This window comes from Streptomyces sp. YS-3 (assembly GCF_045257485.1).
In the GTDB taxonomy this organism is placed as follows: domain Bacteria; phylum Actinomycetota; class Actinomycetes; order Streptomycetales; family Streptomycetaceae; genus Streptomyces.
This window is the reverse complement of sequence record NZ_JBJHPC010000023.1, coordinates 17,877-31,131: the sequence shown is the minus strand read 5'-3', so window position 1 is coordinate 31,131 and position 13,255 is coordinate 17,877. Positions and strand designations below refer to the sequence as shown.

General features: G+C 67.2%; 10 protein-coding genes and 1 pseudogene. 8 read left to right on the top strand and 3 right to left on the bottom strand.

Annotation, left to right across the window (positions count from 1 at the left end; translation table 11 throughout):
* From ACJA3G_RS04250 to ACJA3G_RS04240, 3 genes and pseudogenes are all read right to left on the bottom strand, one after another.
* Positions 1–208: pseudogene (locus ACJA3G_RS04250) on the bottom strand (hypothetical protein); the annotation flags it as partial.
* A 101-nt stretch (positions 209–309) separates the two neighbouring features.
* Complete coding sequence (locus ACJA3G_RS04245) at positions 310–1,101, bottom strand: AAA family ATPase (protein WP_406551501.1); 792 nt, start codon at positions 1,099–1,101, stop codon at positions 310–312.
* Positions 1,098–2,687 (bottom strand): Mu transposase C-terminal domain-containing protein, encoded by a 1,590-nt coding sequence (locus tag ACJA3G_RS04240; protein WP_406551503.1) that lies wholly within the window; start codon positions 2,685–2,687, stop codon positions 1,098–1,100. The genes ACJA3G_RS04245 and ACJA3G_RS04240 overlap by 4 nt, the downstream gene beginning before the upstream one ends.
* A gap of 463 nt (positions 2,688–3,150) precedes the next feature.
* On the opposite strand from ACJA3G_RS04240, the gene ACJA3G_RS04235 reads away from it, so the two are divergent.
* From ACJA3G_RS04235 to ACJA3G_RS04200, 8 genes are all read left to right on the top strand, one after another.
* Positions 3,151–5,742 carry a Helicase associated domain protein gene (locus ACJA3G_RS04235; protein WP_406551500.1) on the top strand — a complete coding sequence of 864 codons (2,592 nt, stop codon included), beginning with the start codon at positions 3,151–3,153 and terminating at the stop codon, positions 5,740–5,742.
* A gap of 333 nt (positions 5,743–6,075) precedes the next feature.
* A complete protein-coding gene (locus ACJA3G_RS04230; protein ID WP_406551499.1) occupies positions 6,076–6,624 on the top strand; it encodes a hypothetical protein in 549 nt (182 codons plus the stop codon).
* A 274-nt stretch (positions 6,625–6,898) separates the two neighbouring features.
* Positions 6,899–7,333 carry a hypothetical protein gene (locus tag ACJA3G_RS04225; RefSeq protein WP_406551498.1) on the top strand — a complete coding sequence of 145 codons (435 nt, stop codon included), beginning with the start codon at positions 6,899–6,901 and terminating at the stop codon, positions 7,331–7,333.
* Between the two features lie 454 nt (positions 7,334–7,787).
* On the top strand, positions 7,788–8,417 hold the full coding sequence (locus ACJA3G_RS04220; RefSeq protein WP_406551497.1) for a DUF6000 family protein: 630 nt from the start codon (positions 7,788–7,790) through the stop codon (positions 8,415–8,417).
* A 575-nt stretch (positions 8,418–8,992) separates the two neighbouring features.
* A complete protein-coding gene (locus tag ACJA3G_RS04215; RefSeq protein ID WP_406551496.1) occupies positions 8,993–9,391 on the top strand; it encodes a hypothetical protein in 399 nt (132 codons plus the stop codon).
* An 815-nt stretch (positions 9,392–10,206) separates the two neighbouring features.
* Positions 10,207–11,142 carry an ABC-three component system protein gene (locus tag ACJA3G_RS04210; protein WP_406551495.1) on the top strand — a complete coding sequence of 312 codons (936 nt, stop codon included), beginning with the start codon at positions 10,207–10,209 and terminating at the stop codon, positions 11,140–11,142.
* Positions 11,139–11,405 carry an ABC-three component system middle component 6 gene (locus ACJA3G_RS04205; protein WP_406551494.1) on the top strand — a complete coding sequence of 89 codons (267 nt, stop codon included), beginning with the start codon at positions 11,139–11,141 and terminating at the stop codon, positions 11,403–11,405. Before ACJA3G_RS04210 ends, ACJA3G_RS04205 begins: the two co-directional genes overlap by 4 nt.
* Positions 11,383–13,143, top strand: coding sequence for an ABC-three component system protein (locus ACJA3G_RS04200; protein ID WP_406551493.1), 1,761 nt, complete (start codon positions 11,383–11,385; stop codon positions 13,141–13,143). Before ACJA3G_RS04205 ends, ACJA3G_RS04200 begins: the two co-directional genes overlap by 23 nt.
* Positions 13,144–13,255: the final 112 nt, after the last annotated feature.

Below are 13,255 nucleotides of genomic sequence, written 5' to 3'. Positions count from 1 at the left end.
CAAGACGGGCAAGCCGCAGGGGGCGGGCGGACAGGTTACCGGAGGCGAGCACGGTGTCAACGGCGAAGGTCTTGCCGACCCCGGCATCCCCGGACAGGCACATGAACGCCTGCTGGGCAGTGGTCTGCTCAAGGGCCCGGACCAAATGGTCGAGGATGGGCACCAGGACGGTCTCGGCGTCTGCGAGCGACAGGTAATGCCGCGGCACAGCAGGTGTGGTGCGGTCGGGGGGTGCGGGGCAAGCAGCGGTGCGCCGGCGCCTCGTCGGGGACGGGGTAGGGGCGCGGGCAGCGGCCTGGGTGGTGCGGCTCATCGTTCCTCGCCCGGGGCGCCGTTCTCGCCCAGGTGGCTGAAGGTCCACTGGAGGATCTCGGTATCCACCGTCCCGCGCCCCAGACGCTTGCAGCCGCGCAGTACATGGGCGGTCAGCCAGGCCCAGTTGCGGAAGTTGCCGTGCGCGGCGTGGTCGTCGGCGAACAGGAGATCGTCGCTCTTCGCGTGCTCCCACACCGGGTGGAACAGCGGGATCGCCTCGAGCACTTCGGTGCGGGTCAGCGGTTTGAAGCGCTGCCAGATGAAGATTCGGGAGGCCAGCATCGGTTCTTTGCGCAGCACCGTGTAGCAGCCCGGTCCGCCGACGAAGATGATCGCCAGCTGGGTGGCGTAGTCGTCGTAGAGGTAGCGGAAGTACTCGAATGCTTCGGAGTTGAGCCACTGGGCCTCGTCCACCAGCAGCGTGCGCGGCTTGGTGGCCAGGGCGTCCTTGAGGAGCCGGTCGAACTCGGACGGGTGGGCCGGGGCATCGCCCCTGAGGCCGAGCGCGGCGAAGATCTCGTAGCGGACCGCACGGGCGGTGGGGCGGGAACGGAACGTGATCTGCCGTACCTCCTCGCCGGGTTCAAGCTCCCGCAGGCCGTAGTTGACCGCCAGCGTCTTGCCGCAGCCCGCAGCGCCGTAGACGCACATCATCGCCCGCGCCTCGACCGTGTCGGCCAGGCTCTCCCGCGCCCGAAGCAGCGCGGCGGTTGCCACGACGTGCGCATCGCGCAGGTTCCGGTACAGGTAGTGGTCCCCCTCGTCCGGGGGCAGGGTGCCAGTCACTGGGCACCTCCCTGATCGGGCGCGCCGGGGCCGTCGGCCGGCTCTCCTGGCCGGCACCGGGTGCGCAGCGAGGCCGGGGTACGCACGTGCTCTGGCGGCGCAGCGGGCGGGATCAGATCGGGCAGCGCCCACTCGGCCGCGTCACTCAGCCGCATCGTGGCCGTCTCGGCAGCCGCGTCGGCCGTGGTCAACACCTCAAGTCGCTCAGGGTGTTGGGCCTCGGTGACCGCCGCATACCGCGTACGGGTGTGCTCGGAAGCGGCCGACAGCGCACGGACCAGACGGCGTTTCTCGGCCCCCTTGCGGCGCCGGTGGGCACGCCGCTGCTCCGGCGTAGCCGCATCCGCCAGATGCGCCGGGCCCAAATACTTGCCGCCTGCCACGTCGAACACCTCGATCTCGTGGTCGTGGTGCGGGATGTAGCGGATACGGACCTTCGTACCCGCGTCCGCGTCGCCGTGCATCCACTCCCCCACGTAATACCGGTTCTGCCACCGCACCCCGCTCGCGGTCAGAGTGCGCATGCGGCCGTCGTCGGCGAGCGTGTACCGGTACAGCAGCTCACGGTCCACATCCTCGATCGGGGTCGGATCGGCCCGCCACGCCTCAAGCGGGGTACGCCCGGAAAGGGCCTGAGAAGAGTGCTCGGTGTTCCACCAGGTGACCCACTCCAGCAGCAGACGGACGAACACGGCGAACGGAAGCGGCGGCGTGCCATCGGCCTGCGCGCTGCTCCGGCCGGGGCGCAGCTCGGCGGTGGGGGCGTGGGTGTAGCGCGGCAGGGAGGCGAAGAACATCTTCTGGGCGCACTTGTTCAGGTTCTCGATCGACCCCTTCAAATCCGGTCGGTACGGGGGAAGAGGATGCACCGGCACGGCGAAGTGACCCAGAGCGTCGGTGACGGTGCGGGAGAGGAAATCAGCGCCGCGGTCGATCCGCACCAGCGACGGCACACCGCCGATCGGCCCGTACGGGCCAGTGGGCTCCTGGTCCCGCGAGAGCGCAATCCGCAAAGCGGCGAGAACAGCGTCCCTGGAGGGCTGATGCGGCGTGATCGCCGCACCCGGGATCGCCTCGGTCGCACAGTCGATGAACCACGTCACCCACGGGAACACCAACTCCCCATCCAGAAGCACCTCGACCGGGACATGCTTGTGATCGCCCTCCCAGCAGGCATTCCGCCACAGCCTCGGGCGCTTGAGATGCACATCATGACGCCGCCGGGCGCGCTCCCCGCCGACGAGTGCAGCACGCTGCCCCGGATTCAGGTCGAGGCGGATCGCCCGGTGCAGCGTCGCCAAAGACGGCACCGCGGGCACCTCCTTCCCCTCGGCCCGAGCCCGCTCGGCCTCAGTCACCAGTTCCCGGTGCAGCGCGGCCGCGTTCCCACACCACGCCACCAGGCGGGCATGCAACTCGGGCGTGATCCGAAACCGCTCCCGCTGGGCAGGGCCCATACGCCCATCGCGGACGGCCTCAAGCCACCGCCAGACCGTGCGCAGCGACACCCCCACCGACGACGCGACCAGCCGCACGTGCTCGGTGGTCAGCTCCCCACGCTCGTCCAACACCGACAGACGCGACACGGCCTGACGACGCCCCAGCCCCCCAGGCGCCACGGACAAGGCCGCATGATCTGTATCGCTGGAAACGTGTCGATTGGTGCGAGCCATAGCGGCCCCCTGACACATGGGCTACTCATCCACACACCACGGTCCGCCAACCCCTATATGGAACACGGAAGTTCGAGGAAGAAAGCACGAAGGATCAGCGCTCGGCGTACACTCCCCCACCCGCTCAGGAATCTGCACCACACCGACGGCCAGACGTCACTCAGATGACACCATGATCGCTGCGTCCCAATGACACCCCGAAACCACATGCGAGCAGGCCAACCGCACAGTCCCTGCACCAGCGGCACCATGCACAGCCCAGTGACACCCTCACTCAGATTCACACGGGAACGACCTGCGTCTCACTGGCGCCCCTGGGTGCCGGTCAGTCCTTCTCAAAGATACCAGCATTTCACGGCAGAATGGAGCGGCCAGAATGCCGGAGATGAAGCTGAGGCCACATCAAGTCGAGGCAGTCGACGCAGTTCTGAGAATGCTTCAGACGCCCTTGGGTAGAATTCCTCCCGAAGGCCTGCGTACCCAGGTCATCGCCGCGACCGGATCCGGCAAAACCCTCATCGCCGTCGCCTCCGCCCAACGCCTCCATGCACGCCGGGTGCTGGTCCTCGTGCCCACCCTGGACCTGCTGACGCAGATGGCCGCCGCCTGGCGGGCCGGCGGCCGAACCGGGGCCATGGTCGGGGTGTGCTCACTGCGGGCCGAAGAGTCAGACGGCATCCCCTGCACCACCGACCCGGACGAACTCGTGGCATGGCTCAGGGGCCTGGACAGCGTGACGGTGTTCGCCACCTACGCCTCCGTCGGCCTCGGCATCCTCCAACGCGCCCACGAAGCCGGGCTGGGCGCGTGGGACCTGATGGTCGTGGACGAGGCCCACCGCACCAGCGGGGACGCTGGCAAGCCATGGGCGGCCGTCCACGACCAGGAGCAGATCCCCGCGGTGCGCCGGCTGTACATGACCGCCACCGCCCGCATCTGGGAAGCCCAAGCCCCCGGCAACCCACAAGGCGCGGCGCGGCTGGTCGCGAGCATGGACGAGGACTCGGCAGTGTTCGGGCCGGTCGCGTACAAGCTGAAGCTGTCCGAAGCCATCAACCGCGGCCTGGTCGCCCCCTACCAAGTCATCTGCATCGACATCCGCGACCCCGAGCTCCACCAGGCCCACGCGCTGGGTGAGCGAGGCTCGGAGGCGGTGCGCGGGGCGCGCCTGGCCGCACTCCAGACCGGACTCCTCACCGCAGCCGCCGCAGAGAACCTGCGCAAGATCCTGACCTTCCACAGCCGGGTCGCCGAGGCTGAGGCCATGGCACAGGGCATCGCCGGCGTCGCGCAGCAGCTGCGCGCCCAGGAACCCCGGCACTTCCCGCCTGCCGAGCGAGTGTGGGCCGACTGGCTCTGCGGCGAACACGCCCCCCGACACCGGCGGCTGGTACTGGACACCTTCGCCTCCGACATCATCGAACCACCAGCAGGCACGAAGGGACGGAAAGCACCGCCTCTTCCCGCCGCACTGCAGGTGCTGAGTTCAGTGAAAGTACTCGGTGAAGGTGTTGATACAGCACATTGTGATGCGGTCGCTTTTTGTGACGCGCGGGGGTCGATGGTCGACATCGTGCAAATGGTCGGACGAGCACTAAGAATGAAGGCGGGTGAGGGAAAGATTGCCTCTCTTATCGTTCCGGTATTCCTCGGACCGGACGAAAAACCCGACGACATGCTCACCTCCACCGCCTACAACACCCTCGCCAAGATCCTCGAAGCGCTTCGGGCACACGACACCGACACCATCGAAGCCCTCGCCGACCCCCGCGTACGCAGCGGAAGTTGGACCGGCGAGCGCGAGGGCAACGACGGCCAGGACGGGGACAGCGACGACCAGGACGTCGACAACGCTGACATGGCCGGGGAAGGCGACGTGCGGAGCAGGGCGATGAGCGGGGCAGCGGCACAGCTGCTGCGGTTCAGCACGCCCAGAGACCCCACGGAGCTCGCCAGGTTCGTGCGACTGAGGGTGATCGAACCCGAGGGTGAGTACTGGCGCCGCGGCATCCAAGCCGCCGCCCAGTACATGAGAGAGACAAGCACCAAAGAGGCCGGAACCAGGGAACTGCGAGTCCCCTACGACTACGTCACCCCCGAAAACTGGCGACCCGCCGCCTTCCCCCTCGGGACCTGGCTGGCCGACCAACGCCGGCACTACAACACCGGACGCCTCACCGCGGAGCGCGCAGCGCAGCTCGATGGACTGGGGATGGTGTGGTCACACCAGGACGTCGCGTTCGAGGAAGGGCTCGCGGTGGCGCGGGCCTGGACGGCCGCGCACGGGCACTTCCTGCCCCCCACCACCGCCGTGTGGGAGGGCTACCCGATCGGCGTGTGGGCCAAGAACCAGCGGGCGGCAGGCAGGAAGGCACTGGTGAACATCGCGCGCCGGGAAGCCGGACTGCCCATCAACGCAGCCGGAGCGATGCCGCCCACGCGCATGGACGCCCTGGACGACCTCGACCCCGGCTGGTGCCCCACATGGGACACCAACTGGCAGCGCTGCTTCCACCTCACCAAAACCCACACCGACAACGGCGGGCCCGTGCCGCTGGCTGCGGGTGACGTCATCGTCCAGGGCGAAGACCTCGGACGATGGATCACCACACAACGCGTGGGGTGGGAACGCCTGTCGGCCGGGCAGCGGGTCCTGCTGGAGATCCTGGGACTGGAGCCGCTCCAGGCGCCGACGCAGCCGGTGAAGCCGCAGGATGCCAAGTGGGCGCTGAACCTCACCGCGGCCCGGCAGTACCACACACGCGAAGGACACCTGAACGTACCCAGAAACCATGTGGAGCGACTGGAGCGACCGGAGTCCGGCGACAGCATGGCCGGGCTTCCAGCGGGCAGCGGGGGCCATGTAGAGGTCAAGCTGGGGATGTTCCTCGACAACACACGCCGACGAGCAGCAAAGCTGCCCGCGCAACGCCGCAACGATCTGGACGCCCTCGACATGCGCTGGTAACGGAAGGCGGTCAGTGGAGGCCTATGGCGACCCCCGCCCCACCCGGTCCAGCTGTGTAACCCTGGCGTGCCGGGGCCTGGTGGACATGGTCCCCGCACCGGCACGGACCATGGTCGTGACGGCGACACTGGCGGACTCAGCGCCGTGGACCATGCATGGGGATGTCTGGGCTGTTGTGAGACGCCGTCCACGGACCCCACGTCACTGTCCGAGGCAAGGGACAGGCGCCTTTGATTAGGGCCGTGAGTGACCTCTGACAAACGATCTCGACCGTTCGCCAGGTGGGTTTGACCTGGCAAGCAGCCCCGGCGTTCCTCGTTAGGCTCAGTCCCTATGACTGGCACCAAGAGCTCGCACAAGCACCGCCTCCTCGTCCTGCACGACTACGGCATGGGCGGCTCGTGGTGGTGGGTCCATGCGCGGTCTGCCCGGGAAGTCCTCAAAACGTTCGCCTGGGTCGAGGTCGTCATTGACCCAGAGGTGGTGGCACGGTTCGAAGACAACGAGCTGGAGAAAGTCGACATCGACACTCCTCTGATGCCTCCTGGTCTGGCCAGCCTGCGTGCCGAGCGTGACGCGCAGCGTGGTCATGAGGGTTTCGGCGCGCTCGCGGGCCGGAACATTGTGTACTTGCGACGGCGGTGGGACGACGAGGACGACGAGCCGGTTGTCTACTTGATGGAAATCGGGCCCGATGGGCGCCGGATGCGCCAGGTGGAGCTCGCCGAGAATGGAACCGCCCTGCGCAGTGGCCCTGATGACTGGCCGTTCAACCCGCCGATCGTTGACCTCTTCGATCCGGCGCTGGCGGGTCAGGAGATCAGCCAGCGCGAGTTCGAGGACCAGTGGGCAAGGGGCCGCCAGGTAGGACCCGACATGTAGGGCCCAGGCTCCAGCGGGTGAGTCGGCCCAGGCACCCGCACGCCACTGATCTGACGGCCCGAGGCTCGGGCACGGCGGTTTCTGCGGCCAGCCTGAGCTGGCCAGAGACCCGGAGCGCCGCTCTCGCCCGCCTATGCATCCACTGCACTCCTCAGATGAGGGGCTGCGGGGCACGAATCCCCAGGTGAAGGGCCTTGAAGGTCCTGATACGGTCATCTCTTCCTGAACGGCCTCACCACAAGCAGGCCCCCATCAACGGGAGAGCGCCACCGCTATGAGGTTCGTCTTTGGCAACATCGGCGCACCAGACCTGCCCAAGCGCGGGTACACACCGGGCAACGCCCCGCTCATCGCGCTGCTTTTGGACATCGAGGCGGACTTCGCCATCGAGGAAGACGGCCAGACGCTGTGGGAGGACGTACATTTCCAGGTCGCCGAACTGGCCTTCGAGCTGGCCACGTGGCTCCAGAGCCCCAGGGAGTATCGCTGCGACTTCGAGCTCGACTCGATGGACTGGTCAGAGCGCGGTGTCGTCCGCATCGTCGGCTGTGACGGGGGCTGGCGGGTGGGCTCCGTCCTCGAACCCGATCTCTGGAGTGCCCCGGTGTCCTGGGAGGACCTGGTAGCGGAGATCCACCGCTTCATCCGCGCGGTGCGCGAGGCGACCGCCGCGCTCGGCATCGACCCCGGCTTCCTCCCGAAGGTGTAACCCGGCCCCGCCCCTGAGGGGGGACCACGAGCAGTCGCGGCCGACCCTCGCTCCTTCCAGGACCGCCATTCGAGTGTCTCGAGCGGGCGCCCGAGAACCGGTGTGCATGAAACGGTACGCGCGCCGGCCAATGCGCAGGGACCCCGACGCACAGCCCCATGTGCACGGCCACTTCGTGCCCACCTCCTCCAAGGCGCGGGTAGGTGTGCCGGGGCCTGGCGCTCCGTCACGATCATGACCCGCGCGGGCGCGCGCACCATGTCCACCGGGCCCCGGCCACTCAGCCTCGCACGCCCGAAGGACGTGCGTCTGCCCGGGGGTACCCCTATCTTTCGGGTCAAGGTCGTGGGTCAGGATGGTGGCACGACGACGCGGTTCCGCACCTACTACGACGGCTGGGCCCTGCCCATCGCCCTGCCCGCCACAGCCTGACCTGTACCCAGACAGGTGACCGATGCGGTCCCAGCACCCCGACAAGACCAGCCACGGCTACGTCATCGAGCGTTATGTGATGAGGATGGACTCGGACGCCCCGCGCTACCTAGAGCTGAACGGTGCACGCGCCCTGCGACCGGGGTGGCCGCACGCCGAGCGCTTTGCCCGCCATTTGATTGACGACGCGGCTTCCATCACCGACGAGGAGCTGGAAGCCCTCCTTGCCTACGAATGGCGCTCGCGCCTCACCGGCGCCTGGCTGATCGGCGTCGGCCGCCGCGAATCGTTCCGCGAACGCATCGCGGGCCTGCTACTGGCCAGCGAGGTCTGCTACTCGGGCGCCGGCTACTGCTTCGCCCTGGCCCGCTTCGCCACCCGCGCGGACAGCGAGATCCTCACCGCCTACCTCGACCACTACCTGGCCCGCACCGACCTCCACTACGACCAGGCCGCCGCCCTCGGCGCCCTCCTCCACCTCGACGCCCGGCTCGCCACCCACTACGCCGACCGCTTCACCCAGCCCGATGGTCCATGGAACCGCTGGGTCGAGGGCGTGGGGCACCTCGGCTACCCCAGCCCCAACCCTGCCGAGCTGCGCCGTTGGACGGACCTCCAGTGCGGCTTCGCCAACTGCTGGTCCGCCGTGTAGCCACACCTATCTAGCTGCCGCACGCGACAACCCGTGTCCGGACGGAGGCTTCCCCATAGGGGCTGCAGTGCGGCTGGAGCGGCGGATGGAGATCAACTACGCGCCGCGGCCCCAGGCCCAGTGTCCGATGCAAGCGACGGTGATCAAGGAAGCCTTCCCGGTGCATGTCGACCCCTCCCGCTAGCTTCGCCTCATGGACGTAGGAGACTGGATCGCACTCAGCACGGGCACCGTGTCGGTGGGCGCCGCTGCCATCGCTATCTGGCAGGCAAGGACCGCATCAGCCTCGGCAAGCCACTCCGACAAGCAAGCCCGTGCAGCCGATGAGCAGGTACGTGTGGCCCATGAGCAACTCCAGCAGGCAGAACGTCTGCACCGCGAGCAGCTGGCGCTGGCAGAACGCATCCATCGGGAGCAGAACGAGCCGTACGTGGTCGTCGACATCCAGCCCTCAGACCCCACCTCGGGGATCCTCGTGGTCGTCATCGAGAACATCGGCCCGACCGTGGCCCGTGATGTGCGTATCTCCTGCGATCCGCCCCTGATCTCCGGGTGGGGGGGACGACCTGACGGAGATGCTGCAACGCGCCTTGTCCCGCACCATTCCCATGCTGCCGCCCGGGCGCCGGCTCGAGTTCCTCCTGGACAAGCAGGACCGGTTCGAGAACAGTGACCTGCCCACCGCATACACCTTCACCGTCGAATCCGAAGGGCCCAACGGAAGCGTGGAGTCTCTCGAGTACGTGGTCGACTTCGGGACTTGGGCGGAGTCACTGATGAAGGACCGGCCGACGAAACAGATCGAAGACAAGCTCGGCAAGATCCAGGAAGTGGTGAAGGCTCTGTCAGATAACTACAAGCTGGCCAATGCCCCTGCCATTCGGACCGAACACGAGCACATGAGAAACCTGATGCGTCAGCAGAGGGAAGCACGGAGCAACAACGGTGAACCGCCAGCCACTCCTCCTCAGTAGCACTCCGCATGCGCCAGGCGTTGTAGCGGGCCGTGGGCGGAGGGGGAAGGCAACCACCGGCCCGTACGGCGTGGTCACGCTGAGGAGATCGCGGTCGACCGCCGGCCGCTGCCGCCCACCTTCGTCCAGCAACGGGTGGAGGCTTTACACGCCGACCGGATCCGGGGCCGGTGGGGAGGCAGGCACATCCTGCGCGGCCGGCGTCTCCCGTGTCCGGGCTCCACCGTGGTCGACTGCAACGACTACCCGCGCCTGGCCGGCGACAAGCGCGTGGTGGACGCCGTCACCGAGTCGCTCCGCGCGATGCGCGGAGCGCGGCTGGCCTCGGCTGCGCTGCTATATGAGAAGCACGCGCATCAGCAGAAGCAGAAGCAGAAGCAGAAGCAGCCGAGCATCTGGGCACGGCCCGGGCAGCAGAAGCGGCTCAGCGCCCTGGGCCTAGAGCCCGACCAGACGCCGCCTCCAGCCCCGACAACCGCTCGTGGAGCGGAAGAAGTCCGGGCAAGGCGCAGCAGGCGTTCCAACCGGGTTTGGCGACCCTCACGCAGTGGGTGGAGTGGGAGGGCGCGGACCGGCCGGCGCCCCGCGCGCACGGTGAGGAGATCGCGATCGACGGCGCGGCGGAGCCGGTGGTGGTGAAGCTGGGCGTAAGGATCTCCAACACGAAGATCGGCGCGACAAGCTCACCGCCGACCAGCACGCCGCCTCGCACAGCCGGGCGTGGACTGGGCGTGAGCAACCATAGGATCTGATCAAAGGGTGTTGGGTCTAATTACGCACAGCTACGCTGGCAGCTCTGTGTGCAAGGGGGGTTCATGCGGTTTGAGCAGCGGATGTATGCCCACGTCAAGTTCCTCGAGTTGATAGCGGAGCTTTACGAGAACGAGTTCGAGGACTTCTTCCATCGGCTGATGTGTTTGCGCTATCCAGACTTCCTCGACGTGCGCACGGCTGGCAGCCTGGGTGACAGGTCAGCCGATGGTCTCAGCCTGCATTCGCGAAAGCTATACGCCTGCTACGCACCGCAGACCGTGAAACCGGACAAGATCCGCAAGAAGTTCGACGGGGATCTCTCAGGGGCGATCACCAAGCGGAACGGCGAGTTCGACACCTTTGTCTTCGTGCACAACGACAGACGGGGTGTGCATCCGGAAGTCACATCTCTGCTGGCAAGCGCGCGGGACAGCATGCCCTCGCTGCGATTCGAGCAGATGGGCACCCGACGGCTGTGGCACGAGTGCATGCAGCTTGATCAGATGGCGGCCGAGGATGTCCTCCGCTGCGAGATCCCCATCAAGGACACCACTTTCGGCATCGGAATGGAGGACCTGGCGCCTTTGCTGAAGCAGCTGCAGGAGATCCGCGCCGAATCCAACCCTCTGATGTCCCTGCCCGACGTACCGGTGGAGAAGCTGGACTTCAACCGGATCGAAGGAGCCGATCGGGAGGACCTCCTCCGGGGCATGCGTCAGAGCTACCTGGTGGACGCGTTCTACGCCGGCACCCGAAGCGAGCTGGAACACGACGAGGTCGCGGAGGGCTTCCGCCTGTACTACCAGCAGGTGCGTCGCGACTACAGCGAGGCCGACGACGTCCTTTGGCAGCTCAAGATGTACTTCCTGGGGAACGCCCAGCCGCGACCGAAGGTGCTGCGCGCCGCCCTTGTCGTCCTGGCGCACTTTTTCGAACGATGCGACATCTTCGAGACGCCGCCCGCCGACTGGCAACCGGGCATCGGGTTGACCGCATGATCACTCCGACGAAGGGGATCGCTCCTGACCGCTGCCTGCTCGCTGTCGGCGCGCAGGTTCTTCTCCAACTCGATGAACCGCGGACCGTCAGCCAGACGTGGGCGAGGCTGAAGAACTGGCGCGCTGATCAGGCCCATACCTCGCCGGTATCGTTCGAGTGGTTCGTTCTGGCCCTGGACATTCTCTTCGCCATGGGTGCGGTGGAGTTGGTCCAGGACGTTCTCGTCGCAAGGAGTACGGATGCTGCGCCGTCTGAGCGCTGATGACGCGCGGTTCAAAACGGTGGAGTTCTCGCCGGGACTGAACCTGCTGGTCGCGGACACCACCTCGTCGTCGGCTGAGACCGACAGCCGTAACAGCGCCGGCAAGTCCAGCGTGATCGAACTCATCCACTTCCTTCTGGGGGCCAAATCCTCCGGGTCGCTGGCCACAAACAAGGCGCTGCGCCACATCACCTTCGGCCTCGCTATGGACTGGCCGTGGCAGGACGATCCGCTTGAGGTACGGCGGCGCGGGGACAATCCCAAGGTCGTGTCGCTGAGCCGGGACGTATCCGGCATTCCGGACGACATTCTCTTCGCCCATAGCCAGGACGTCGAACTGTCCGTGGAACAGTGGAATCGCGTCATCGAGCGGGACCTCTTCGGACTGGATGGCGACCATCCCGGAGTGAGTGGCCGCACACTCCTGTCGTTCCTCATCCGCCGGGTCTCCGCGCACGGCTTCAACGAGCCGACCCGGACGTTCTCCCGACAGGCGGCCGCCGAGGCATCTTCGAACCTGTCCTACCTCCTGGGGCTGGACTGGCAACTGGTCAACGGATACCGCGAGCTCAATGCCCGCAAGGCGACCAGAGATCAACTGAGGAAGGCCGTCAACGATCCGGTCTGGGGTCGGATCGTCGGTTCCACGGCCGATCTGAGGGGCCAGATCACTCTCGCCGAGGCACAGGTAGAGCGGCTTCGGACGCAGGTTGCCGCCTTCCAGGTCGTCCCTGAGTACGAGCGGCTCAAGGAGCGCGCAGACCAGGTAAGCCGCCGGATCAAGCAGCTCGCCCAGGACGACGTGATCGACCAGCACAACCTCGAAGAACTACGGGGCGCGGTCACCGAGACCACCGACGTCGAGGTGTCCTACCTCGAGCCGGCCTACCGCGAACTCGGGGTCATCCTCAACGACCAGGTCCGGCGTCGCTTCGACGACGTCAAGGCATTCCACCACTCCGTCGTACGCAACCGGCGCAGGTTCCTGGAGGAAGAGATCCAGGAACTCACCGACCGCTTGGCCGCCCGGCGTCAGGAACGTGCCGACCTGGGCGAGGACCAGGCCCGCCTCCTGCGCGAGTTGGCGGACGGTGGAGCGCTGGAAGCGCTGACCGCCCTGCAGACAGCTCTGGGCCGGGAGGAGGCCGCTCTCGGTGCTCTTCGCCACCGCTTCGACGCCGCGCAGGCCCTCGAAGCCAGCGCCCGCCAGATCACCGCCAAGAGCGTTGAACTGCAACAGGCCGTCGACCTCGACCTCCGAGAGCGCCGCCAGCAGACAGACGAAGCGATCCTGCTGTTCTCGCGGTACGCCCAGCGCCTGTACGGCGAGGGCCGCGAAGCCTACCTCGCCATCGAGGCCGGCCGGACCAGCCTCAGCATCACGCCCCGGATCGACGCCGACGACAGCCGTGGCATCAATAACATGGTCATCTTCTGCTTCGACCTCACCCTGGCCGTCCTCGCACACCGCCACGAGCGCGGCCCCGACTTCCTCATCCACGACAGCCACCTCTACGACGGCGTCGACGAACGGCAGGTCGCACGAGCCCTCGCGCTCGCAGCCGAAGTGACGGAGGAAGAGCACATGCAGTACATCGTCACCCTCAACACCGACACTCTCGGCACTGCCGCTCAGCGCGGGTTCAACCCCGAACCCCACATCCGTAGCCCCCGCCTTACCGACGATGAAGAGGGCGGCCTCTTCGGCTTCCCCTTCAAGGCCGCGGGCAAGGCGTAGCGCCGACATCGCGCCCGGCTTGCTCATGGGCGGCAACTTCCGCCGGGGTTTCCAGCAGTCGCGGTCGAGGGCAAGGCGGAGCCGGTGGTGGTGAAGCTGGGCATGGACTGGG